At 71.7% G+C, this 22,640-nt stretch carries 17 protein-coding genes and 2 pseudogenes; 17 read left to right on the forward strand and 2 right to left on the reverse strand.

Annotated elements, in window-relative coordinates:
- Positions 1 to 5: 5 nt before the first annotated feature.
- The 7 genes and pseudogenes from Phou_RS44700 (at position 6) to Phou_RS44730 (ending at position 10,549) form a co-directional block, all read left to right on the forward strand.
- The gene (locus Phou_RS44700) at positions 6 to 1,235 is read left to right on the forward strand and encodes an MFS transporter (RefSeq protein WP_173070028.1); all 1,230 of its coding nucleotides are present in this window, start codon (positions 6 to 8) and stop codon (positions 1,233 to 1,235) included.
- A 48-nt stretch (positions 1,236 to 1,283) separates the two neighbouring features.
- A complete protein-coding gene (locus tag Phou_RS44705) occupies positions 1,284 to 2,156 on the forward strand; it encodes an SPFH domain-containing protein (protein ID WP_173070030.1) in 873 nt (290 codons plus the stop codon).
- 13 nt (positions 2,157 to 2,169) lie between these two features.
- On the forward strand, positions 2,170 to 2,352 hold the full coding sequence (locus tag Phou_RS44710; RefSeq protein WP_173070032.1) for a type II toxin-antitoxin system antitoxin: 183 nt from the start codon (positions 2,170 to 2,172) through the stop codon (positions 2,350 to 2,352).
- Between the two features lie 339 nt (positions 2,353 to 2,691).
- Positions 2,692 to 3,644: pseudogene (thrB, locus tag Phou_RS44715) on the forward strand (homoserine kinase).
- Between the two features lie 217 nt (positions 3,645 to 3,861).
- Complete coding sequence (gene rho / locus Phou_RS44720) at positions 3,862 to 5,772, forward strand: transcription termination factor Rho (RefSeq protein WP_173070037.1); 1,911 nt, start codon at positions 3,862 to 3,864, stop codon at positions 5,770 to 5,772.
- A gap of 215 nt (positions 5,773 to 5,987) precedes the next feature.
- Entirely contained in the window at positions 5,988 to 7,172 is a 1,185-nt protein-coding gene (locus Phou_RS44725) for a nitric oxide synthase oxygenase (RefSeq protein WP_173070039.1), read from the forward strand.
- A 65-nt stretch (positions 7,173 to 7,237) separates the two neighbouring features.
- Positions 7,238 to 10,549 (forward strand): phosphodiester glycosidase family protein, encoded by a 3,312-nt coding sequence (locus Phou_RS44730; RefSeq protein WP_173070041.1) that lies wholly within the window; start codon positions 7,238 to 7,240, stop codon positions 10,547 to 10,549.
- A gap of 106 nt (positions 10,550 to 10,655) precedes the next feature.
- On the opposite strand, the gene Phou_RS44735 is transcribed toward Phou_RS44730, so the two are convergent.
- Positions 10,656 to 11,552 (reverse strand): phosphatase domain-containing protein, encoded by an 897-nt coding sequence (locus Phou_RS44735; RefSeq protein ID WP_173070043.1) that lies wholly within the window; start codon positions 11,550 to 11,552, stop codon positions 10,656 to 10,658.
- Between the two features lie 180 nt (positions 11,553 to 11,732).
- Here Phou_RS44735 and rpmE point away from each other — a divergent pair, with 180 nt between their 5' ends.
- Positions 11,733 to 11,957: a 50S ribosomal protein L31 gene (gene rpmE, locus Phou_RS44740; RefSeq protein WP_173070045.1), complete on the forward strand. Its 225-nt coding sequence runs from the start codon at positions 11,733 to 11,735 to the stop codon at positions 11,955 to 11,957.
- 79 nt (positions 11,958 to 12,036) lie between these two features.
- The gene (gene prfA / locus Phou_RS44745) at positions 12,037 to 13,125 is read left to right on the forward strand and encodes a peptide chain release factor 1 (protein ID WP_173070047.1); all 1,089 of its coding nucleotides are present in this window, start codon (positions 12,037 to 12,039) and stop codon (positions 13,123 to 13,125) included.
- Here prfA and Phou_RS44750 read toward each other — a convergent pair.
- Positions 13,122 to 14,675: a GGDEF domain-containing protein gene (locus Phou_RS44750; protein WP_173070049.1), complete on the reverse strand. Its 1,554-nt coding sequence runs from the start codon at positions 14,673 to 14,675 to the stop codon at positions 13,122 to 13,124. The genes prfA and Phou_RS44750 overlap by 4 nt on opposite strands.
- An 88-nt stretch (positions 14,676 to 14,763) precedes the next feature.
- On the opposite strand from Phou_RS44750, the gene prmC reads away from it, so the two are divergent.
- From prmC to Phou_RS44790, 8 genes and pseudogenes are all read left to right on the forward strand, one after another.
- Positions 14,764 to 15,675 carry a peptide chain release factor N(5)-glutamine methyltransferase gene (gene prmC, locus Phou_RS44755; protein WP_173071442.1) on the forward strand — a complete coding sequence of 304 codons (912 nt, stop codon included), beginning with the start codon at positions 14,764 to 14,766 and terminating at the stop codon, positions 15,673 to 15,675.
- A gap of 116 nt (positions 15,676 to 15,791) precedes the next feature.
- Positions 15,792 to 16,445, forward strand: a complete 654-nt coding sequence (locus Phou_RS44760) for an L-threonylcarbamoyladenylate synthase (protein WP_173071444.1) — start codon at positions 15,792 to 15,794, stop codon at positions 16,443 to 16,445.
- A 1-nt stretch (position 16,446) separates the two neighbouring features.
- Entirely contained in the window at positions 16,447 to 17,067 is a 621-nt protein-coding gene (locus tag Phou_RS44765; protein ID WP_173070051.1) for an arsenate reductase/protein-tyrosine-phosphatase family protein, read from the forward strand.
- A gap of 16 nt (positions 17,068 to 17,083) precedes the next feature.
- Positions 17,084 to 17,743: an L-threonylcarbamoyladenylate synthase gene (locus Phou_RS44770; protein WP_173070053.1), complete on the forward strand. Its 660-nt coding sequence runs from the start codon at positions 17,084 to 17,086 to the stop codon at positions 17,741 to 17,743.
- Positions 17,733 to 18,611, forward strand: coding sequence for a lytic polysaccharide monooxygenase auxiliary activity family 9 protein (locus tag Phou_RS44775; RefSeq protein WP_218579595.1), 879 nt, complete (start codon positions 17,733 to 17,735; stop codon positions 18,609 to 18,611). Before Phou_RS44770 ends, Phou_RS44775 begins: the two co-directional genes overlap by 11 nt.
- Before the next feature lie 63 nt (positions 18,612 to 18,674).
- Positions 18,675 to 20,759, forward strand: a complete 2,085-nt coding sequence (locus tag Phou_RS44780; RefSeq protein WP_173070055.1) for a transglycosylase domain-containing protein — start codon at positions 18,675 to 18,677, stop codon at positions 20,757 to 20,759.
- Positions 20,760 to 20,848: 89 nt separating this feature from the next.
- A pseudogene (glyA, locus tag Phou_RS44785) lies at positions 20,849 to 22,116 on the forward strand (serine hydroxymethyltransferase).
- Positions 22,113 to 22,559, forward strand: coding sequence for a hypothetical protein (locus Phou_RS44790; protein WP_173070057.1), 447 nt, complete (start codon positions 22,113 to 22,115; stop codon positions 22,557 to 22,559). The pseudogene glyA and the gene Phou_RS44790 overlap by 4 nt, the downstream one beginning before the upstream one ends.
- Positions 22,560 to 22,640 lie beyond the last annotated feature (81 nt).

The following is a 22,640-nucleotide window of genomic DNA, read 5'->3' on the forward strand; positions in this document are numbered from 1 at the left end:
GGTACGTGGCGTCTCCCCTCTCAGTCCTTACGAAGAACCGCGACTTCCGCAACCTGTTCGTCGCTGAGCTGGTCGTCTTCGGCGCGGACTGGTTCGTCATGGTGCCGCTGCTGGTCCTCCTGCCGGAGCTGACCGGCAGCGGCATCTGGGGCGGGTTGGTGCTGGCCGTCGACACCGGGCTTGTCGCGCTGCTGCTGCCGGTCACCGGCACGGTCGCCGACCGCGTCGACCGCAAGAAGCTGCTCGTGATCTCGAACATCGCCGCGCTCCTCGCGGTGATGCTCCTGCAGACCGTGCGCGGCGCGAACGCCGCCTGGCTCGCGCTCATCGCGATCGGGGCGCTCGCGGTGGCGAAGGCGTTCTACTCGCCGGCCGCGCAGGCCGCCCTCCCCAACGTCGTCGACCCGCAGGACCTCGCCGCCGCCAACGCGGTCGCCGGCTCCTCGTGGGGCACGATGGCGGTCGTCGGCGCTTCGCTGGGTGGCGTGCTGAGCGCGGCCTTCAGCCCGTACACCTGCTTCTGGGTCGCCTCCGCCGCCCTCGCCGTCGCGGCGGGCCTCGAGTGGCGGATCCGCCGCCCCCTCCAGGCGCCGCGGGAGAGCGAGGGGGACCGGCCGCGCACGTGGACCGCGATCCGCGAGTCGCTCGCCTACATCGGGCACCGGCCGCGCGTGCTCGCGCTCGTCACGGTCAAGTCGGCGGTCGGCCTCGGCAACGGGGTGCTCACCGTCTTCCCGCTGCTCGCCGGCCGCTTCGGCGCGGGCGCGATCGGGGCGGGGCTGCTCTTCGGCGTACGCGGCGCGGGCGCTCTCGTCGGCCCGCTCGCCATGCGCAAGGTCCTCGGCCACCGCTCGTGGCTGCTGCCCGGGCTGGCGATCTCGATGTCCGCGTACGGCCTCGCGTACCTGGGCGTCGCCGTCGCGCCGTGGTTTCCGCTCGTGCTGGCGCTGGTCTTCGCGGCGCACTTCGCCGGCGGTACCAACTGGATCCTGTCGAACTTCGCGCTGCAGAGCGAGGTACCGGACCGGCTGCGCGGCAGGGTGTTCGCCGCCGACCTCATGCTGGCCACGCTCTCCATCTCGGTCAGCCAGCTCGCCGTGGCCGCGCTCGTCGACCACGTCGACGGGCGGGTGCTGATCGCGGGTTGCGCCATGGTGACGCTCGTGTACGCCATCGGCTGGCGCATCGCCACGCGGGGGCTGGGGGCGCCGGCTGTGGCGGAGGAGGCTTCCTGACGCTATCGTGGTGATATCACTTTGCTATCGAGGTTGTCGGGAGTCGTCATGGAGAGACCGGCTTTCCGGGTTTCCGGGTTCGTCGCCATCGCGGGACTGCTCGTGCTCGTCGCGATCGGCCTGGTGGTGATCTTCGCTTCGGTGGGCGGGTCCGAGGCCGCCGTCGCGGTGACCGTCACGACCGTCTCGACGACGCTCGCGCTGCTGGGGGTCGTGATCGGGTCCGGGTTTACGATCGTCAATCCCAATGACGCGCAGGTGGTGCAGTTCTTCGGCCGCTATGTGGGGACCATCCGGGTTGCCGGCTTTCACTGGACCTGGCCGCTGACCGCCAAGCGCCGCGTCACCCTGCGCGTGCGCAACTTCGAGACGGCGCGGCTCAAGGTCTCCGACGCCGACGGCAACCCGGTGGAGATCGCGGCCGTTGTCGTGTGGCGGGTGGTCGACTCGGCCAAGGCCGCGTTCGCCGTCGACGACCACGTGGAGTACGTGGCGGTGCAGTCCGAGGCGGCCGTGCGGCACATGGCGACAAGCTATCCGTACGAGGCGCACGACAGCGGGCGGTCCAGCCTGCGCGACAGCTCGGTCGTGAGCGAGGAGCTGACCCAGGAGCTGCGCGAGCGGGTCGAGCTCGCCGGCGTCGAGGTGCTCGAGTCGCGCACGACCCACTTGGCGTATGCGCCGGAGATCGCCCAGGCGATGCTGGCCCGGCAGCAGGCGAGCGCGATCGTGAGCGCCCGCTTCAAAATCGTGGAGGGTGCGGTGGGCATGGTCTCCAACGCGCTGGACCGCCTCCGCGACGAGCACGTCGTCGAGCTGGACGAGGAGCGAAAGGCGCAGATGGTGGCCAACCTCCTCGTCGTGCTCTGCGGCGACCGGGCCGCCCAGCCGGTCGTCAACACGGGCTCGTTGTACAGCTGACCCGAGGAAGCTCATGCCCGAGCGCAAAAAGCTCCTGCTCCGGCTCGATCCCGACGTCTACGACGCCGTGGCCAAGTGGGCCGCCGACGACCTGCGGAGCGTCAACGCCCAGATCGAGTTCGCGCTCCGCCTGGCGCTGAAGTCCGCCGGTCGCTCGCCGCGCCGTTCGCCCGCCGAACCCGCCGACGACGACTAGGCGCGCACGTCGCGATGGCTCAGGTCCGCGGATCCCGTTCCGGACTTGGGCTACCGCGACGTCCGCCGTTCCGGACCGTTGCGCGGGGCCCGGGGAAACGTGGAGCGAAGCGGAGCGTTTTGGGGTGCGTTCCCGCCGTCTCACGGTTCGTGGCGGGCAAGCCGAACCCGTCGGAGGTTTCGCACGTCTCAGAGGGCCTGGGTGTGCGGGCCGGGCGCGGGTACGTCCCGCGGAATGGGAAACGTGGGGGGCGGGCGGGCGGCGGCCGGCGAGGACGGCGCCGACATGAGCGCCAGCTGTCCACGGGGCCACCCGAGGAACGGAGATCAAGGCCCTACCATGGGCCCCGTGACCCCCTCCTTCGTCCCCGGCGACGTGCGCGTACGGGCCCCGGCGACAAGCGCCAACCTGGGTCCCGGCTTTGACGCGCTCGGGCTGGCCCTCGCGCTCTACGACTACGCCTCGGCCCGCGTCACGGAGGGAGGCGTCGTGGTCGAGGTGTCCGGCGAGGGCGCCGGCGACCTGCCGCTCGACGCGTCCCACTTGGTGGTACGCGCGATGTTCGCCGCCTTCGATGAGCTGGGCGGCCGCCCGCCGGGGCTCGCGGTGTCGTGCGTCAACCGCATCCCGCAGGCGCGCGGGCTCGGCTCGTCGTCAGCGGCGATCGTGTCGGGCATCCAGCTGGCCCGCGGCCTTGTCGTCGACGGGCAACGCCGGATGGACGACGCGGCCGCGCTGCGCCTGGCCGCCAGCATCGAGGGGCACCCCGACAACGTGGCGCCGTGCCTGCTCGGCGGCTTCACCATCGCATGGACGGAGGAGTCGGGCGCGATCGCCGTGACGCGGCGACCCGACGATGCCGTACAACCGACGGTTTTCGTGCCCGCGGACCGCGGATTTACCGCGGAGGCCCGTGCGGCGTTGCCGGCTGCCGTGCCCCACGCGGACGCCGCGCTATCGGCGGGCCGGGCCGCGCTGCTGGTTCACGCCATCACCGAGGAGCCTTCGCTGCTGCTTTCGGCGACCGAGGACCGCCTGCACCAGGCCTATCGCGCGCCGGGGATGCCGGAGACGTTTTCCCTGGTCACGGCGCTGCGAGCGGCCGGCGTGGCAGCTGTGGTGAGCGGCGCGGGACCATCCGTGCTCGCGCTGTCACCGGTGCCGGAAGACTTCGCACCGGGAATGGGCTGGGTCGAACAACGGTTGGGAGTAGATGTCACCGGTGCCCGCGTTGAGGGGGTACACTGGGACACGCCGAGCGGACCACTGTTGCCGCAGGTCCGATGAGTTGATTACGCTCTGGCCCTAGCACAGTCGCGAGGCAATAGATCTCTGCGTGGCGGCGCACCCCGAAGCTTTCGGCGGTCAGTTCGTCTTATCCGCTGCTTAGGCCCACCGCTGCTGTGTTACAAACTCCCGCCCTAGCACATGAGGCGGGTGCACCGAGGCCGCCCGGCCACCTAGGATCTTCGATCCGGGCAGCCCCGGCCTATCGAGGGAAGGAATCCATTGAGCGACACTACCGACGTGACGTCGGATGTCACCAACGTCGCTGACCAGGCCGCCACCGGCACCGCGCGCCGCGCGCGCCGTGGCACCGGGCTGTCGGCGATGCTGTTGCCGGAGCTGCAGAGCCTGGCCGCGTCGCTCGGCATCTCGGGCACCGCCCGGATGCGAAAAGGCGAGCTGATCGCCGCTATCTCCGAGCGCCAGGGCGGCGGCGCCGATGGTGCCTCCGGTGCCCCGCGCCAGCGGGCCGAGGTCGCGGCTGCGGTCGCACCCGTTCGTGAAGAGGTGCGCGCCGACGTTCGCGACACCGTTGAGACCGAGCGTCGTGGCGGCGACGTGCCCGTGACCTCCCCCGAGCCGTCGTCTGACGGCGAGGAGCGCGAGCCGCGCTCGCGCCGGGCCAGTCGGCCCGCGGGCCCTCCGGAGTCCCGCAGCGAAGGCAACGCCGACGAGACCGAGCGCACCGACCGGGGCGACCGTGGTGACCGCGGCGACCGTGGCGAGCGGGGCGAGCGCAACGAGCGGGGTGACCGCGAGTCGCGCGGCGGCCGTGACCGCAACGAGCGTGGCCAGCGGGGTGACCGTGGCGACCGCGCCGAGCAGCGCAACGAGCGCAACGACCGGGATCGCGACCGTGACCGCGCCGACGACGACGACGGCGACGATGGCAGCGGCCGGCGGAGCCGGCGCAGCCGCTTCCGCGACCGCCGGCGTGGCCGGGGCGAGCGGAGCGAAGGCAGCGGCAGCGGCGGGGGCAACGAGCCGCAGGTGACCGAGGACGACGTGCTCGTGCCGGTCGCCGGCATCGTCGACGTCCTCGACAACTACGCGTTCGTCCGCACGACGGGTTACCTGTCCGGCCCCAACGACGTCTACGTCTCCATGTCGCAGGTCAAGAAGTACGGCCTGCGCCGGGGCGACGCGGTGACCGGCGCGGTGCGCGCCACCCGCGAGGGCGAGCAGCGCCGCGACAAGTACAACCCGCTGGTCCGGCTCGACGCCATCAACGGCATGGACCCGGACGAGGCGCGGCGGCGCCCCGAGTTCTACAAGCTGACCCCGCTCTACCCGCAGGAGCGCCTGCGGCTGGAGACCGAGCCGCACATCCTGACGACCCGGGTCATCGACCTGGTCATGCCGATCGGCAAGGGGCAGCGCGCGCTGATCGTCTCACCGCCCAAGGCGGGTAAGACGATGGTGCTGCAGGCGATCGCCAACGCGATCACCCACAACAACCCCGAGTGCCACCTCATGGTCGTGCTCGTCGACGAGCGGCCCGAAGAGGTCACCGACATGCAGCGGTCGGTCAAGGGCGAGGTCGTCGCGGCCACGTTCGACCGCCCGCCGCAGGACCACACCACTGTCGCCGAGCTGGCGATCGAGCGGGCCAAGCGCCTTGTCGAGCTGGGCCACGACGTGGTCGTGCTGCTCGACTCGGTGACCCGGCTCGGCCGGTCGTACAACCTGGCGGCGCCGGCGAGTGGCCGCATCATGTCGGGTGGTATCGACTCGACCGCGCTCTACCCGCCGAAGCGCTTCCTCGGTGCCGCGCGCAACATCGAAAACGGCGGCTCCCTGACCATCCTCGCCACCGCGCTGGTGGAGACCGGCTCCATGATGGACACGGTCATCTTCGAGGAGTTCAAGGGCACGGGTAACGCGGAGCTCAAGCTCGACCGCAAGATCGCCGACAAGCGCGTCTTCCCGGCGATCGACATCAACCCGTCCGGCACGCGTAAGGAAGAGATCCTGCTCGCGCCGGAGGAGTTGGCGATCTCGCACAAGCTGCGCAAGGTGCTCCACTCGCTGGAGTCGCAGGCCGCACTCGACCTGCTGCTCGACCGCCTCAAGCAGACGCGGACCAACATCGAGTTCCTGATGCAGATCGCGAAGTCCACGCCGGGCGAGTAGCGGTTCTATTCAAGATCAAGGGCAGGGGATCGCTGATCCCCTGCCCTTGATTCGTTTTGCGGCAACCTTTCTGTCGGCGGTACGACACGAACCGGCCGATCGCACACGCAGTGCGATTTGTGTGTGACTCCACGTGAAAGCGTCCACCCACTTTGCGCGTCATCACGGCTGTGCGACGCGCCGAGCGGTAACGGACGTCAGCTGAGGAGGCGCAGATGACGGTGCCCGGCTACAGAAACGTGCCCGCCGAAGAATGGGATCCCGCCGCGACGGCGGATCCAGCGGAAGCCGAGGAGTTCCTCCGGCTCTGCTACAACGAAGTGTCCAGGCTCGGCCCGGTGGAGCCTCGACTCGCCGTCGTCCGGGCGCAGATCGCCGCCACGGGGACGTACGTACACACCACCGAAGAACTCGTCTGGGGCGCGAAAGTGGCCTGGCGCAACGCGAGCCGGTGCATCGGCCGCCTGTACTGGCGGAGCCTCACCGTGCTCGACCGCCGCCGCGCACGCACCGCCGACGAGATCTTCGCGCTCCTGGTCCGGCACCTGGACGTCGCCGGCGGCGGGAGCGCCATCCGCCCGGTCGTCTCGGTCTTCGCGCCGGCCAGGCCGGGAAAGCCGTACGCCCGGGTGTGGAACGAGCAGCTCATCCGCTACGCCGGGCACCGCACCGGCTCCGGTGTCGTCGGCGATCCCCGCTACGCATCCTTCACCGACGCCGTGCGGACGATGGGGTGGCGGGGCAAGGGTGGCCCGTTCGATGTGCTGCCCATCGTCGTACAGGGGCCGGGCGAGGGCCCGCGCCTCTTCGAGCTCCCCGAGCGTGCCGTGCGACAAGTACCGATCACGCATCCGGAGCTCGGGTGGTTCGAGCGGCTCGGGCTGCGCTGGCACGCCATCCCGGCAATCTCCAACATGCGGCTGCGGATCGGCGGCGTCGACTATCCGCTGGCGCCGTTCAACGGCTGGTACATGGGCACCGAGATCGGCGCCCGCAACCTCGCCGACCCGGACCGGTACAACCTGCTGCCCGTGGTGGCGCGCGGCCTCGGCCTGGACACGTCGCACGAGGCGACGCTGTGGCGGGACCGCGCGCTGGTGGAGCTCAACAGGGCTGTGCTCTGGTCGTTCGAGCGGGCCGGCGTGAAGATCAGTGACCATCACACCGAGTCGGCCCGCTTCCTCGCGCACATGCGCAACGAGGAGAGGGCCGGACGGCCGGTACCGGCGGACTGGACCTGGATCGTGCCGCCGATGTCCGGCGGCGCCACCGCGGTCTTCCACCGGTACTACCACGAGGCCGACCAGCGCCCGAACTTCTACCTCGACGCCGAGGCGGCGGCGCTGGCCAGGGGAGTGGGCATGCGTCCCGCCCTGGTGGCAGCACCACTGGCCGCCTGAAGTTTTCTTTCAGTTCGATATCGGGCTATTGAAAGTTCTATGCGGGATCAGGTTGACTACGCGGCATGCGGAGAGCAGCCGTACTCGTTCTGGTCTCGATCCTGGGTGTGCCGGCGCCGGCGGTCGCTGCTCCCGCGGCCCCACCGGCGCCGGTCCGCGTGGCGGCCGTCGACGCCTTCGACGACATCGAGACCGCCAGGCGCACCCGGCCCGTCGCGCCGGGCCTGACGCTCACCTCGTTCGACCGCTACCACGCAGCGGGCTGGCTGCGCGCCGACGCGCTCACCGCCGACCTCTCCGGCAGGCTGACCGCCGACTACGTCAACTCCGGCGAGGTCGCCCGGACCGAGCCGCTGCGCGTGGCGGCCGACCGGTCGCGCGCGGTCGCCGCGGTCAACGGTGACTTCTTCGACATCAACGCCTCGGGCGCCGCGCAGGGCATCGGCATCCAGAGTGGACAGCTGATCCAGTCGCCGGTGCAGGGCAGCGTCAACGCCGTGGGAATCACGCCCGAGGGCGTCGGCAAGGTGGTCCAGGTCTACTTCGAGGGGACGGCCGCGCTGCCGGGTGGCACGCGGGTCGCGCTGACCCAGTTCAACAACATGGTGCAGCCGGGCGGTGTGGGCGCGTTCACCGCGCTGTGGGGCTCGTACGACCGCCGGCGGGCGGTCGAGGGCGCGGCCCGGGTCACCGAGGTCACGCTGAGCGGCGGCACAGTCGCCACCGTGTCCGGTGTGGCCGGCAGCGGCCCGATTCCCGCCGGCACCACGGTCCTGCTCGGCCGGGACGCCGGTGCCGACGCGCTCGCCGCGCTCGAGCCGGGCGACGCGGTGGACGTGTCGTACGCGCCCCGCTCGTCGGACGGCGGCCCGCTCAAGGCCGCGGTCGGCGGGCGGCAGGTGCTCGTCAAGGACGGTGTGCCGCAGGACATCGGTGACGTCACGCCCGAGCCGCGCACCGCGGTCGGATTCTCCGCCGACGGCCGCCGGATGTACCTGCTGACCGTCGACGGCCGCCAGGCGGACAGCCGCGGCGTCACGCTCACCGAGCTGGGCCGCCTGATGGCGGAGCTCGGCGCGTACAACGCGCTCAACCTCGACGGCGGCGGATCGTCCACATTGCTGGCTCGCGAGCCGGGGCAGGCCGCCGTCCAGGTGGAAAACAGCCCGTCCGACGGCTCCGAGCGGCCCGTGCCGAACGGCCTCGCGCTCTACGCCGCCCCCGGCTCCGGCCGGCTCGCCGGCTTCTGGGTCGAGACCGCCGCCGACCCGGTCGCCGCGCCCGGCACCGGCCCGGTCCGCGGCGGCAACCCGGACCGCGTCCTCGCGGGGCTCACCCGCCGCCTGACCGCCGCCGGCTACGACGAGACCTACGGACCGGCATCGGGTACCCCTTCGTGGCGCGCGACCCACGGGTACGTGAGCCGGGACGGCGTATTCCGTGCCGTGCTGCCCGGCACCGCGACGGTGACCGCCGCCAAGGGCCGCGCCTCGGGCGAGATCAAGCTGCGCGTGCTCGGCCCGCTGGAGCGCATCGAGGCGACCTCCGCGCGGCTGGGGCTGGCGGCGCTGGGTTCGGGCTCGCTCGGTGTCGTCGGCTACGACGCCGACGGCAACAGCGCGCCGATCGAGCCCGCCGACGTGCGCTTGGAGTACGACACGTCGCTGCTCGACGTCACGCCCGCGGAGGACGGCTCATTCACCGTGCGCGCCAAGAAGGATGTCGGCGCGGCGATCGTCACGTTCCACGCCGGACAGTCCACAGTGGCCGTACCGGTGACGGTCGGGCTCGAGGACGTGCCGGTGGCGATGTTCGACGACGACGCGGCGAGCTGGAGGTTCAGCCACGCGCGCGCCGCGGGCTCGGTCGCGCCGGCGCCTGGCCACACCGGTACGGGCCTCAAGCTCTCGTACGACTTCAGCCTCTCCACGGGCACCCGCGCCGCGTACGCCGACCCGCCCGCCTGGATCGCCGTGCCGGGGCAGCCGCAGGCGTTCGGCATGTGGATTTACGGCAACGGCAAGGGGGAGTGGGCTCGGCTGCACCTGCACGACGCGCTCGACCAGCAGCACGTGCTGAGCGGTCCACTGGTCACCTGGACCGGCTGGCGGTACGTGGAGATGACCGTACCGGCCGGCGTGCGGTACCCGGTGCGCGTGCGCCGCTTCTACGTGGCCGAGACGCGCCCGGAAGCCCAGTACACCACCGAGATTGTCGTGGACGACATCGTGGCCAAGGTGCCGCCGAGCATCGAGCAGCCGGCCGCGCCGGCGCGTACCGACCGCGTGGTGCTCCGCGACGGCACAGTGGACGGTGCACAGTGGCGGTTCGCGGTGATGTCGGACGCGCAGTTCGTCGCCGCCGCGCCGGACAGCGATCTCGTCGCGCAGGCCCGCCGCACGCTGCGCGAGGTCAAGGCCGCCCGACCCGACTTCCTCGTCATCAACGGCGACTTCGTGGACACCGCGACCGAGGCCGACTTCGCGCTCGCCGAGCGGATCCTCGACGAGGAGCTGGGCGGCGAGCTGCCGTACTACTACGTGCCCGGCAACCACGAGATCATGGGCGCGCCGATTTCGAACTTCACGGCCGTCTTCGGGGCGACCTCGCGCGTCTTCGACCACAAAGGTGTCCGCTTCGTCACCCTCAACTCCGCGACCGGCACCCTGCGCGGCGGCGGCTTCGACCAGGTCAAGCTGCTGCGGCAGGCGCTGGACGGAGCGCGCTCCGACCGGAGCGTCAAGTCGGTGGTCGTGCTGCACCACCACCCGCCCCGCGACCCCACGCCGGCCAAGGCCAGCCAGCTCGGCGACCGCAAGGAGGCCGCGATGCTGGAGGAGTGGCTGGCCGACTTCGAGCGGCGGTCCGGCAAGAGCGCGCTCTTCGTCGGCGCGCACGTGGGCACCTTCCACGCCGACCGGGTCGACGGCGTCCCGTACGTCGTCAACGGCAACTCGGGCAAGAGCCCGTCGTCGGCCCCGCACCTGGGCGGCTTCACCGGCTGGACCCACTTCGGCGTGGACGCGCGCGGCGAGGTGGTCGCGGAGACCCAGGCGCACGTGACCTCGCTGTCCCTGACCGCGCCGCCGACCGCCCCGCGCGGCGAGCCGGTCGCGGTGTCGGCGGTGCTGACCCAGGAGGGCGGCCGCGAGGTGCCGGTGGCGCCGCCGGTGAGCGCGGACTGGAGCGGTTCGCCGAGCGTCCACATCGGATCCGCGCTTGGCCTGCGCCCGTGGCACGCGGCCTGGTTCGACCCGTCGACGGGCAAGCTTGTCGCGCTGCGCGCGAGCGGCTCGGTGCTGCTGTCCGTGACCGTCAACGGCGTCACCGCCCGCACCACCCTCACGCTCACCCACCCTGAGAGAGCAGCGGCATAGGCCGCGTTTGGTCAGGGTTGAGGGGTGAGCCTGGGCGACCGCGGAGGGTGAGGCCGCGGGAGCAACGGTCCGGACCATCGCGGACGTCGCGGTAGCTCGGATCTGTTCAAAAATCGCCTTCGGCGACCTGGAAGACGGTCAGGCCGAGCTCGCGCCACATCTTGACCACCTGCATGCGGTCGTCGAATACGCCGACAACGTGGTAGCGGTCGCGGATCTCGCGTTCGAAGATCTCCTGCTTGACCACGGCGTCGCGTCGGGAGTCGTAGACGTCGCGCATGTAGAGCGCCTCGTACGGCACGCCGACGTGGCGGTCGAGCCACTCTTCGGTGGCGGCGCGGGCGGACTCGTCGCGGCCGGTGCAGTACACGATCGCGTGGCCGGCCGCGTGCATGGCGCGCACCGCGGCGATCACCGCGTGGTTGGGCTGGTCCTCGCCGACGCGGTGCATGGCGTACGGGCTGCGGTCGCCGATCAGCGCCACCGTGCCGTCGATGTCGACGAGGACGATCTTCGGGGCGCCGGGCGGCGGGTCGTAGATGACGGCGGGGCGGCCGGGGGTGACGTCGGGGACCGGGAGGGGCAGCGTGCGGCCGGCCAGGTACCGCTCGTGCATGCGCCGGATCGCCTCCTCGCCGACCTGCTCGGACTCGGGGCGGTCGGCGTCGCGGCGTACGCACTCGTCGACCGGCACGTCCGTGAAGTCGTGCACCTCGAACGCCGCGCCGAGGCGTGCGGCCATGTCGGCCCACTCGCGGACCAGGCGGGAGGAGAGGTTGGTGTCGTCGATGCAGACGTCGGCCCGGGCGCGCAGGAGCGCCTCGACCTGCGCCCGCTGTACGGCGGTGACCTGGCCCTCGGCCCATGTGGTGTAGAGCCGGTCACCGTGCAGCATGCGGCGCAGGTCGTCACGGTTGACGCGGACCACGCCAGGCTGAAGTTTCCTCGCAAACGTGGTCTTACCGGACGCGGGCAACCCTCGGGTGATGATCAAGCGCGGCATTGTCTACAAGCATGCCAGCCCGGGAATGACGCCTGGCATCCCCGCGTTCCACCCATCGGCCAGGCATGGCACACTGGTCAATCGGCCAAGGTTCCGGTTCACGCCGGAGCGATTCGCCCTCAGGTGGCGGTTCGTGACGATGGCGACCCGGCGACCACCAACGAAAGGACCGAGGCACAAATGAAGCCCGACATCCACCCGCAGTACGTCGTGACCGAGGTCACCTGCTCCTGCGGCAACACCTTCACCACCCGCAGCACGGCGAAGAGTGGCTCGATCCACGTCGAGACCTGCAGCGCGTGCCACCCGTTCTACACGGGCAAGCAGCGCGTGCTCGACACCGCCGGCCGGGTTGCGAAGTTCCAGCAGAAGTACGCGAAGGCTGCCGCCAAGAAGGCCAAGTAGCTACCCCGACGGCGCCCGCCCCTCGTTCGCGAGGGCGGGCGCCGTTCGTATGTAACCACCGGACGCTAGGGGTGAGCACATGAGCACGGATCGGCTGAGCGGGCTGCTGGACGAGTACGCGGAGCTGGAGAAGCGGCTCGCCGACCCGGCCATCCACGCCGACCAGGCCACGGCCCGCCGGGTGGGCCGGCGCTTCGCCGAGCTCTCCCCGCTCTACAAGGCGGCCGGCGAGCTGGAGCAGGCGCGTGCCGACCTCACCGCCGCGCGGGAGCTCGTGGCCGAGGACCCCTCGTTCGCCACGGAGGCCGACGCCATCGCGGCCAAGCTGCCGGGCCTGGAGGAGCGGCTCGCCGAGCTGCTGATCCCGCGCGACCCGCACGACGCCAAGGACGTGATCCTCGAGATCAAGGCGGGCGAGGGCGGCGAGGAGTCGGCACTCTTCGCCGGCGACCTGCTGCGCATGTTCCAGCGGTACGCGGAGCGGCACGGCTGGCTCACCGAGGTGATCGAGGCCCAGGACTCGGACCTCGGCGGCGTCAAGGACGTCTCGCTGGCCATCAAGACCAAGGGCGTGCCCGACGGCGGCAACGGGGTGTGGTCGCGGCTGAAGTGGGAGGGCGGCGTACACCGCGTGCAGCGGGTGCCGGTCACCGAGTCGCAGGGCCGGATCCACACCAGCGCGGCCGGCGTGCTCGTGCTCCCCGAGGCCGAGGAGGTCGACGTCTCGATCGACCCCAATGACCTGCGGATCGACGTCTTCCGCTCGTCCGGGCCGGGTGGGCAGTCGGTCAACACGACGGACTCCGCGGTGCGGATCACCCACCTGCCCACCGGCATCGTGGTCTCCTGCCAGAACGAGAAGAGCCAGCTGCAAAACCGCGAGCAGGCGATGCGGATCCTGCGGGCGCGACTTCTCGCCGCGGCACAGGAGGAGGCCGACTCGGCCGCTTCGGACGCGCGCCGCTCGCAGGTGCGCACGGTCGACCGCTCGGAGCGGATCCGCACGTACAACTTCCCGCAGAACCGGATCACCGACCACCGGATCGGCTACACCGCGTACAACCTCGACCTTGTGCTGGCCGGCGACATGGACGGCGTCCTCGACGCGCTCGCCGAAGCCGACCGCCAGGCCAGGCTCGCCGGTGACACGGAGCTCAAACGGAGCTAAGAGGCCACCGGCTGGGGGCGGGCGCCGGGCTTGGCGCGGAGCATCGCGCGGTCGGCCAGCTCGAACGCGGTGCCCAGCGCCTCGCGCAGGTTGGCCGACGCGCTGACCTCGGCGAAGCCGACGCTCACGCCCACCGGCGTGCCGGGCACGAGCGACTCCCACTCCTCGGCCTCGACAGCCGCGCCGATCCGGCGTCCGACCTCGGCCGCCTCGGCCATGCCCGCGCCGGGCAGCACCACCACGAACTCGTCGCCGCCGTACCGCGCGACGAAGTCGCCGCGGCGCATGACCCTGTTGATGACGCCCGCGATGCGCTGGAGCACGAGGTCGCCGGAGAGGTGACCGTGCGCGGTGTTGACCGCCTTGAAGCCGTCGAGGTCGCAGACGCCCACCGTGGCGCGCTCGCCCCGCGCGACCATCGCCGCCACGTAGCGCTCGAGGTGGCGCCGGTTGGCCAGGCCGGTGAGCGGGTCGGTCAGCGCCTCGTCCTCGTACCGCGAGACGGCGCGGCGCATGTCTTCGTGGTCGAGGCGGGCGGCGATGCCCTCGACGTACACGTCGCGGAGGCGGTCGCTGCGCTGCGCCGCCAGCCGGAACGCGTGCCGGTCGGCCCGGTGCGCGGCCGCGTGGTCGCCGGCCCGCGCGTACGTGAGGCTGCGCAGCCGGGCGTGCTCCGCCGGCCCCAGCGTCTCGCTCGACACCGCCACCGTCTCCAGCCGGGTGAGCGCCTCGATCGGGCGCCCCGCCGCCATGGCCAAGCACACCTCGCCGAGCATCCGCAGGTCGCGGGCGCGCGCGCCGTCACCGCCGTCGGCCAGCAGCCGGGCGGCCTGCCGGGCGGACTCGGGCGGCTCGCCCAGCGCGGCGCGGCGGGCAATCGCGTACCCGTACGCCGCGCGGCCGCTCGGCCGGAGCCTGGCCGCGCCGTCGCCGCCCAGAAAGCGCTCCGCGTCGGCGGTGATGTCACGCAGCACGCGCAGGCAGCCGTCGGTGTCGCCGTTGTGGTCGAGCGCGACCGCGTTGCGCAGCCGGATGCCGGGCGCCGCGAACGTCTCGGGCGTCACGTCCGCCGCCGCCGCGACCTGGCGCGCCTTTTCGATCGCGCCCAGCGCGTGCCCGTGGAAGCCGAGGTACGAGTACGCCATCGCCAGGTCGTTCCACGCGACGGCGGTGTCCCAGTCGAGGTCTTCGACAGTGGCCATCGCGCGGGCACTGTGCACGAGGTGGGTCACGCACCGCTCCAGCGCGCCCTGGTGCTGCGCGGCGAGGGCGGCGAGGGCGTGCAGGTTGCCGAGAAGCAGCGGCTCGCCGATGTCGCGCACCGCGTCGAAGGCCAACTGGACCGCCACGTTGTACTCCGCGGTGCGGCCCAGGTTTATCAAGGCGGCAACCCGCTGAACGAGGGCGTCCGCGCGGGTGAGCGGGTCGTCGGTGGTGGCGAGAACCCGGTCGAGCAGGACGCACGCCTCCGCCGAGCGGCTGCTTTCTTGCAGCTTGCGGGCCTTTCGGAGGGTTTCGGCCTGGTCATCGACCCGGTCGAGCCAACTCACTCAAGCCTCCTAACCCCCGGAAGACCCCGGTGCCCCCGCGGGCCGTCGCGTCGACCCACTGTCCAATGATTATCTCGTGACAGGCCATATGGAACACCCCAGTGAAGGGACGGACCGGACGCGCGCATTGCAAGCGGTAGCCCGCGCCACAAATCTCCTGTCCAGAGTAGGTATGCCATCAGCAAGAGTCGATGCGGAAATCCTTGCTTCCCATGTGCTCCATGTGACTCGTGGGCGATTGGCGCTGATAGATGGTTTTACGGCGGATCAGCTCGCGGAGTTCGATGCTCTCGTCGACCGCCGCGCCGCCGGCGAGCCGGTGCAACACCTGGTCGGGAGCGCCGGCTTCCGGCACCTGGAGCTCGCGGTCGGCCCCGGCGTGTTCGTGCCACGGCCGGAGACCGAGCTGCTGGCCGGCTGGGCGGTCACTTTGATAACCCCCGGCGCGACGGTGGTCGATCTCTGTGCGGGCTCGGGGGCGATCGCGCTCGCGGTGGCGAACGAGGTGCCAGGCGTCCGCGTGTACGCGGTCGAGCGCTCGCCCGCCGCCCTCCCGTGGCTCCGCCGCAACGCCGAGGCGCGCGCGGCAGCCGGTGACACGCCGATCCGGGTGGTCGAGGGCGACGTGACCGATCCGGCCGTGCTCGCCGATCTCGACGGCACGGTGGACGCGGTGCTGTGCAACCCGCCCTACGTGCCGGCCGGTGTCGCGGTACCCGCGGACGTGGCCGACCACGACCCGTACGACGCGGTCTTCGCCGGCGCGGACGGCCTCGCGGTGATCCGGCCGGTGATCGCGCGGGCCGCGGCGCTGCTCCGCCCGGGTGGGGTTTTCGGGGTGGAACACGACGATTCGCACGGCACGGCGGTGCCCGCGTTGCTCCGCGCGCACGGGTCGTTCACGGATATCGAAGACCACCAAGATCTCGCTGGCCGGCCGCGGTACGGCACGGCCGCCCGCTCGCGAGGCGTCGCGAGTGAGCATCGCAGGGAGCGCTAGCGACCAAGCCGGGACTCCCCGCGGAGGTGTGGAGCGAAGCGGAGCGCCTTCGTGGGATGGCAGCAGCGGAGCGAGCGGGAAGCCGAGTCATGAAGCATGGCAGACTGCACACCGTGATGCTCTTTGACTGCCGGTCGGTGGCCGACCGCGACCGAGGCATCGCCGCGGCGATCGAGGCGGTCAAAAACGGCGAGCTGGTCGTGCTCCCGACGGACACGGTCTACGGGATCGGCGCGGACGCGTTCACGCCGTACGCGGTGACCGCCCTGCGCGATGCCAAGGGTCCCGATCCGCAGGCGCCCCCGCCGGTGCTTGTCGGCTCCCGCCACGTGCTCGACGGCTTGGTCTTCATGCTGCCCAAGCTGGCTCGCGACCTGGCCGACGCGTTCTGGCCGGGCGCTCTCACGATCATCGTGGAGCACGCGCCGAGCCTCCAGTGGGACCTCGGCGAGACCGGCGGCGCGGTCGCGGTGCGGATGCCGCTGCACCCGGTGGCGCTGGAGGTGCTCCGCGAGACCGGCCCGATGGCCGTCTCCTCGGCCAACAAGATCGGCCAGCCCGCGGCGAAGACCGCTGAAGAGGCCCGCGAGCAGCTCGGCTACGCCGTGCGGATCTACCTGGAGGCGGGCGCCTCGGTCGACCCGGAGCCCAGCTCGATCGTCGACCTGACCGGCGACGTGCCGCGGCTGCTCCGCGCCGGCGCGATCCCGCTCGAAAAGATCCGCGACGTCGTGCCGGAGATCGTCGGCCCGGCAGAGACTGGCGCCTGACGTGCCGCCGTTCACCGTCCTGCATGTGTGCATGGGCAACATCTGCCGTTCACCGATGGCCGAGCGGCTGCTCGACCGCGCCGTCCGGGAGCGGCTGGCCAAGGCGGGCACGGTGCCGCCGGCCGAGGAGCTGCTGCACAGCCACAGCGCCGGCACCGGCGGCTGGCACGCCGGCGAGGAGATGAACCCGCCGGCCGCGCGCCAGGTGCGGGCCCGCGGTGGCGATCCCGCCGGGTTCGTCGCGCGCAAGCTGCGATCGGACCAGATCGACGCCGCCGACCTCGTCCTCACGGCGACGGCAGACCAGCAGGAGTACGTGGTGGCGCTGCGCCCCGACGCGGCCGCGCGCACGTTCGTGCTGGGCGAGTTCGGGCGCCTGCTCGGCACCGTCGACCTGTCGACCCTGCCGCCTTCGGGGCCCACGCCCGACGCCGTGTACAACCGGGGTGTGGCGCTGGTCGAAGCGGTCAACGCCGCACGCGGCAGCACCTCGCCGACGGCCGCCGACGACCTCGACGACCCGTGGGGCCGCGGCGACCAGGCGTTCACCCGGGTGGCTGACGAGATCGAGGACACGCTCGACCCGCTCGCCCGCGCGCTCATGCCAGAGCCGGCCGCCTGAGCTTAGGCTCCTTCGAATGCAGCAGCGGTTCAACTTCCTCGCCCCCGCCACGCAGTCCGGACTGCTCCGGCTCGGCGACGCAGAGTTCGTGGCCGGGCGGCTGCGCGACGGCGGGCTCGCGGTGCTCCCCACCGAGACCGGGTACATGCTGGCGGCGCTGGCCACATCACTGCCCGCGCTGCGGGCGGCGTTCGACGTCAAGGAGCGCGACTACGCGCACGCCATGCACGTGGCCTGCGCGTCGATCGGCATGGCCGCCCGGTACGCGCGGCTGTCGGCGGACGCCCGCCGGCTGATGGGCGCGTTCACGCCGGGGCCGCTGACGGTCGTGGCGCAGCAGACGGGCGCGCTGCCGGACGAGATGGTCACGCTGGGCGGGACGGTGGGGATCAGGGTGCCTGACCACCCGGCCACGCTGCAGGTGATCGCCACGCTCGACGCGCCGATCACCGCGACGAGCCTCAACCGCTCCGGCGAGGAGACCCGCCCGTTCGACCGTGACCTGCTCGAAGAGCTGCCGTGGGGCGATGCGCACGACATACCGGTGGTCGAGGACAAGGCGGCCGTCAGGTACGCGGCCGCCTCGACGCTGGTACGCCTGACCGGGCCGGCGCCCGAGGTGCTCCGCCAGGGGCCGATCACCGCGGACCAGATCGCCGCCGCGCTTGAACGGTAGGGCGCCCGGCTACGTACCCCAGCCCGTGAAGGTGCTCTCCGCGCTCGCCGCGGCAGCGGTGGTGATCCTGGCCGTCCCGCAGGCCGCTCAGGCGCACGGCGCGCTCACCAGCCCGGTGAGCCGGCTGGCCGCGTGCGGCACCGAGGGTGCGAGCGCCGCCTCGGCGGCCTGCCGTGCGGCCCTCGCGGAGAGCGGCCGCGAGCAGTGGCGTGACTGGGACAACCTGCGCCTGCCCGGTGTCGAGGGGCGGGATCGCGAGGTGATCCCGGACGGCAAGCTGTGCAGCGCGGGCATCGAGCGGTACGCGGGGCTGGACCTTGCCCGCGCCGACTGGCCGGCGACGCGGCTGACCTCGGGCGCGAGCTTCGCGTTCGCGTACCGGAGCACGATCCGCCACGAGGGCGCGTTCAAGCTCTACGTCACCCGCGACGGCTACGACCCGAAGCGGCCGCTGGCCTGGTCCGACGTGGAGAGCAAGCCGTTCCTGTCGGTCGAGGACCCAGCGTTCCGTGACGGTGCGTACCGGATGAAGGGCGCGCTTCCGGCCAACAAGAGCGGACGCCACCTGATCTACACGATCTGGCAGAATTCGAGCACTCCGGACACGTACTACTCGTGTTCCGATGTGATCTTCGCCAAGCCGGCGGCCAAGCCCGCGAAGGCCGCGGAGGCCACCAAGCCCGCGCCGGAGCCCGCCGCCGCGCCGGCCAGCGAGGCACCACCCGCGACGGAGGCGCCCGCCCCACCCGCCGCTCGGCCGGAGCCCGTCTCCAGCACGAGCGCGCTCCCGCTGATCGGCGGCGGCGCGGCGGTGATCGTCGTGCTCGGCGCCCTTTTCGCGGTGTTCCTGCGACGGATGCGCCGCTGAGAGTTACCTGACAATCCGCCCCAGACGTGGTTTACCCAGGCTCTGGACGGCAAGTCTTGGCGGGTGCGTGTCCGGTCTCTGCTGTCCAAGTTTCTGACCCTCGTCCTCTGCGGTGTGCTCGCCGGCCTTGCCGTCGCCGCAGCCGTCTTCCCGGCCAACGCGGTGTTCGCGCTGACCGCGAAGTCCGCCAGCGACGCGTTCCTGGACCTGCCGAGCGACCTGAAGACACCGCCGCCCGCGCAGCGCTCGTACCTCTACGCCAACGACGGCAAGACGCTGATCACCAGCTTCTACGACGTCAACCGCGAGGACGTGCCCCTAGACGACGTGGCACCGGCGATGCAGCAGGCGATCGTGGCGGCGGAGGACGCCCGCTTCTTCGAGCACGGCGGCGTCGACCTGCGCAGCGTCATCCGCGCGTTCGTGGCCAACGGCACCGGCGGCAAGGTCGAGCAGGGCGCGTCGACGCTGACGATGCAGTACGTCCGGAACGTCCTCAAGACCGACCCCGGCCTCACCCCGCAGCAGCGCGAGGAGGCCACCGCCGACACCGCCGGCCGCAAGCTGCAGGAGATGCGGTACGCGGTCGCGCTCGAGCAGGAGCTCTCCAAGCAGGAGATCCTCAGCCGCTACCTGAACATCGCCTACTTCGGCGCCGGTGCGTACGGCATCGCCGCGGCAAGCGAGCGCTACTTCGACAAGGAGCCGGCAAAGCTGACGCTCGCCGAGTCGGCACTGCTGGCCGGTCTGGTGCAGTCGCCCGACGGCGACAGCCCGATCGGCGGCGACAAGGAGCGGGCGCTGTCGCGCCGGGCGTACGTGCTGGACTCGATGGCGCGCACCGGAAAGATCACCCCCGCGCAGGCCGCCAAGGCGAAGGCCGAGCCGCTCCGCCTCAAGCCGACCGAGCTGCCCAGCGGCTGTACCGCGTCGAGCAACAACAGCTGGGGCTTCTTCTGCGACTACGTGAAGCAGTGGTGGATGGCCCAACCGGAGTTCGGCGCGACGCCGCAGGAACGCGAGCGCAACCTGCTGCAGGGCGGGTACAGCGTGGTCACCTCGCTCGACCCGGACATCCAGAAGTCGGCACAGAGCAACGTGCTGGAGGTGTACGGGTACGGCAACGACCGCGCCGCGCCGATGGCCGTCGTGCAACCGGGCACCGGGCGTGTGCTCGCAATGGCCGTCAACCGTCACTACAGCCTCGATGACACCACCAACCAGTTGGTGGCCGGCGGTGGCGCGATCGACGGCTACCAGGCCGGCTCGACGTTCAAGCTGTTCACGATGCTCGCGGCACTGGAGTCGGGGCGGAGCCTGGACACCGGCTTCGACGCGCCGGCCCGCTTCGTCTCCCAGTACCCGGCAAGCGGCGAGGGCAGCTGTGACGGCAAGTGGTGCCCGAGCAACGCCAACCCGTCGTGGATGGATGGCCACCGCACGATGTGGACCGGCTTCGGCCGCTCGGTCAACACGTACTTCGTGTGGCTGGAGCAGCAGGTCGGCGCCGACAAGGTGGTCGAGATGGCGCAGCGGCTGGGCATCACGTTCCGGGCCGACAGCGACGCGAACTTCGCCAAGGAGAACGCGGCCGGCTGGGGCTCGTTCACGCTCGGCGTCGCGGCCACCACGCCGCTGGACCTGGCCAACGCGTACGCGACTGTGGCCGCCGAGGGCGTGCACTGCCAGCCGACCCCGGTGCTGTCGATCACCGACCCGTCCGGCAAGAAGGTGGCCGCCGGCGACCCGAAGTGCGAGCGGGTGCTGAGCGAGGACGTGGCCCGCGCGGCCACCGACGCGGCCCGCTGCCCCGTGGGTGACCAGTCCGCTTACGGCCGCTGCGACGGCGGTACCGCCGAACAGGTCTCGCAGATCCTGGGCGGGCGGCCGGTCGCGGGCAAGACCGGTACCTCGGAGGACGCCTCGACCGAGTCGTTCGTCGGGTTCACCCCGCAGCTCGCGGTCGCCTCGATCGCCGCCAACCCCGACGACCCGCGCGACCACGTGGGGTCGGCGATCCAGCGGGACGTGATCGTGGCGGTGGCCCGCACGATGGCCTCGGCGCTGTCCGGGCAGCCGCGGGAGGACTTCAGCCCTCCGGGTACCGGCATCGCCTTCGGGCCGGACGGCCGGAGAGGCCCTGAATAGACTGATTCAATGAGCGAGCGGAGCGAGCGAATCATCAGGCACAGCCCGTGGGGAGTCTCGTGCCCGCCCGCAGCGAAGCGAGGACGGGCATGAGCGCGTTTTGGGGGCCCGACTTCAGTGCGCTCGAGGCCACCGACCCGGAGATCGCCGCGGTCGTGCTCGGTGAGCTCGACCGGGTGCGCGGCGGGCTCCAGCTCATCGCGAGCGAAAACCTCACTTCGCCCGCGGTCCTCGCCGCGCTCGGCTCCACGCTGACGAACAAGTACGCGGAGGGCTACCCCGGCCGGCGCTACTACGGCGGATGTGCCGAGGTCGACAAGGCCGAGGAGATCGGCATCACACGGGCCAAGGAGCTTTTTGGCGCCGACCACGCCAACCTCCAGCCGCACAGCGGGGCCAGCGCCAACCTCGCGGCGTACGCGGCGCTGCTCCAGCCGGGCGACACCGTGCTCGCGATGGACCTGCCGCACGGCGGCCACCTGACCCACGGCAGCAAGGTGAACTTCTCCGGGAAGTGGTTCTCCACCGTCGGGTACACGGTGCGCAAGGACAACGAGCTGATCGACTACGACGAGGTGCGCGACCTCGCGCTGGCCCACCGGCCGAAGATGGTCATCTGCGGCGCCACCGCGTACCCGCGGCTCATCGACTTCGCCAAGTTCCGGGAGATCGCGGACGAGGTCGGCGCGTACCTGCTGGTCGACGCCGCCCACTTCATCGGGCTGGTCGCGGGCAAGGCGATCCCGTCGCCGGTGCCGCACGCCGACGTCGTGACCTTCACCACCCACAAGGTCCTGCGCGGCCCGCGCGGCGGCATGATCCTGTGCCGCGCCGGGCTCGCCGAGCGGATCGACAAGGCGGTCTTCCCATTCACCCAGGGTGGGCCGCTGATGCACGCCGTCGCCGCCAAGGCCGTCGCCCTCCGCGAGGCGTCGCTGCCCGACTTCCAGGGGTACGCGTCACAAGTGGTCAAGAACGCCCAGGCGCTCGCCGCCGGGCTGGCAGCCGAGGAGATGCGCCCCGTCTCCGGTGGCACCGACACCCATCTGGCGCTGATCGACCTGCGTGACGTGGGCGTCACCGGGCGGGAGGCGGAGGAGCGGTGCGACGCCGCGGCCATCACACTCAACAAGAACGCGATCCCGTACGACCCGCAGAAGCCGATGGTGGCGTCCGGGATCCGGGTGGGCACACCGAGCGTCACCACACAAGGCATGCGGGAGGCGGAGATGCGGCAGGTCGCCGGGCTGATCGCCAAGGCGGTGCGCGCCGACCCGGCGACGGGGAGAAGGCGCTCCGCGACGTCCGCACCGAGGTCACCGATCTGGTGCACGCCTTTCCGGCGTACCCCCGATGACCGCCCAGGATCAGGCCGCGCCTGGCGCGGTGGCCGCCGACGACGGGCGGTGGCGGCTGCGCCACCTGCCCATCCTGCTGGTCACCAGCGCGGTGGCGATCCTCGCCGGTGCGGTGATCGGTGGGCTGACCCGCGGCGGCGCCGGTGCGCTCGGCGCGGCGGTCGGCGTGGCCCTGCCCAGCGCCAGCTTCACACTGTCCACAGTGGTGCTCGCCTGGGCCGACAAGCAGAATCCCCGGCTGGTACTGCCGTTCGGCGTCGGCCTCTACATCATGAAGTACAGCGCGCTCGGCGGCGTCCTGGTCCTGGCCGGTGCCAGCGACTGGGCGGGTCTGGTGCCCTTCGGCTGGGGTGTAGCGGCGGGCATCGTGGCCTGGACCGGCGTCCACATCTGGTGGCTGGCCCGGGTTTGGCCGAAATATAGACAAGCCGCTGTGGAGTGACGGGCGTCTCATGCATTTGGCGAACACCCGGCGAACGGTGGGCGGCCGGACTTGCCTTTGAGGAGTAGCGTACGGGCACAG

This window comes from Phytohabitans houttuyneae (genome assembly GCF_011764425.1).
GTDB lineage: Bacteria > Actinomycetota > Actinomycetes > Mycobacteriales > Micromonosporaceae > Phytohabitans > Phytohabitans houttuyneae.

Excerpts from the sequence above, each read along its gene's own strand:
- Phou_RS44705 (WP_173070030.1), top strand. The coding sequence starts at position 1,284 with ATGGAGAGACCGGCTTTCCGGGTTTCCGGGTTCGTCGCCATCGCGGGA.
- Phou_RS44710 (WP_173070032.1), top strand. The coding sequence starts at position 2,170 with ATGCCCGAGCGCAAAAAGCTCCTGCTCCGGCTCGATCCCGACGTCTAC.
- Phou_RS44725 (WP_173070039.1), top strand. The coding sequence starts at position 5,988 with ATGACGGTGCCCGGCTACAGAAACGTGCCCGCCGAAGAATGGGATCCC.
- Phou_RS44730 (WP_173070041.1), top strand. The coding sequence starts at position 7,238 with ATGCGGAGAGCAGCCGTACTCGTTCTGGTCTCGATCCTGGGTGTGCCG.
- Phou_RS44735 (WP_173070043.1), bottom strand. The coding sequence starts at position 11,552 with ATGCCGCGCTTGATCATCACCCGAGGGTTGCCCGCGTCCGGTAAGACC.
- rpmE (WP_173070045.1), top strand. The coding sequence starts at position 11,733 with ATGAAGCCCGACATCCACCCGCAGTACGTCGTGACCGAGGTCACCTGC.
- prfA (WP_173070047.1), top strand. The coding sequence starts at position 12,037 with ATGAGCACGGATCGGCTGAGCGGGCTGCTGGACGAGTACGCGGAGCTG.
- prmC (WP_173071442.1), top strand. The coding sequence starts at position 14,764 with ATGGAACACCCCAGTGAAGGGACGGACCGGACGCGCGCATTGCAAGCG.
- Phou_RS44760 (WP_173071444.1), top strand. The coding sequence starts at position 15,792 with ATGCTCTTTGACTGCCGGTCGGTGGCCGACCGCGACCGAGGCATCGCC.
- Phou_RS44770 (WP_173070053.1), top strand. The coding sequence starts at position 17,084 with ATGCAGCAGCGGTTCAACTTCCTCGCCCCCGCCACGCAGTCCGGACTG.
- Phou_RS44790 (WP_173070057.1), top strand. The coding sequence starts at position 22,113 with ATGACCGCCCAGGATCAGGCCGCGCCTGGCGCGGTGGCCGCCGACGAC.